Raw genomic sequence first — 1,053 nt, forward strand, 5'->3', positions numbered from 1 at the left:
ATTATCATGAAGGTAGCGGTGCCGCCGCCGAAGCACTCTCCCAAATTCGGGCAAGAAGCCTCTTCACAAACACTATGTAGTTTATGCTTACGTAGCTTACCCTTTATCTCATCAATCTTTGGGGTTGCCGGAACCCGAACGCGAATCCAGTCTGGCTTTCGTGGCATTTTTTCAGTAGGAATGACTTTAACGGGTATTCTGGCGACCTTCTCGGCGCCACGAAGCTTTTCACCCTGCACAGCTCGCTTAATCGTCTTAGCACTACTGCCTGTCTTCGCGTCGGCACTACCCTTGGGAGAATCTGTCATAACTACCTTCTACTAAATTTAATTTTGAGCAATTAACTGTCTTTATATTCCATAACAATATCGTCATAGGAAAAAGACTTTCGCAGCTCATTAACCAAGCAACCTGCCGCTCTCTCAACAGCAACATCTTCTTGGAAATCACACAGCTGAACCATTTTGAGATCTTGATAGCCACAAGGGTTAATACGCCCAAAAGGCTCAAGGTTCATATCGATATTGAGACTCAAACCATGAAACGAACGCCCATGCCTGATACGCAAGCCCAGTGAAGCAATTTTATCTTCTCCCACATAAACACCGGGAGCATCTTTTTTAGGTGCAGCCTGAATACCGTATAAGGCCAACATATTGACCAAAGCCTGCTCTATTCTAGAAACAAGGTCTCGAGCACCAATTCCCATACGGTTTATATCGAGCATAAGATAAATTACAAGTTGTCCCGGGCCATGATAGGTAACCTGACCACCCCGGTCGACAGGTACAACAGGAATATCTCCTGGCGCTAGAATATGCTCTTCTTTTCCGGCCTGCCCTTGCGTGAAAACAGGCTCATGCTGCAGCACCCATATTTCATCTTCGGTCTGCTCGTCGCGCTGGTCGGTAAATTCCTGCATTGCTCGCCAGACTTTTTCATAAGGCTGGAGACCGTGTAACATTTTTACTTGTAAATGCTGGCCAAACGCTGGGCCATTTGAGTTTTGAGCTTTCTCTGTCATCGCTATCGCCCTCAGATCAACATGCCAGA

At 46.4% G+C, this 1,053-nt stretch carries 1 protein-coding gene and 1 pseudogene; both read right to left on the reverse strand.

Annotated features, from left to right (window positions below; translation table 11 throughout):
• Window positions 1-308, reverse strand: a pseudogene (locus A3766_RS04480) (hypothetical protein); the annotation flags it as partial.
• A gap of 32 nt (window positions 309-340) precedes the next feature.
• Window positions 341-964: a lipoyl(octanoyl) transferase LipB gene (gene lipB / locus A3766_RS04485; protein ID WP_231872205.1), complete on the reverse strand. Its 624-nt coding sequence runs from the start codon at window positions 962-964 to the stop codon at window positions 341-343.
• Window positions 965-1,053: the final 89 nt, after the last annotated feature.

The sequence above is a fragment of the Oleiphilus sp. HI0132 genome, assembly GCF_001635845.1.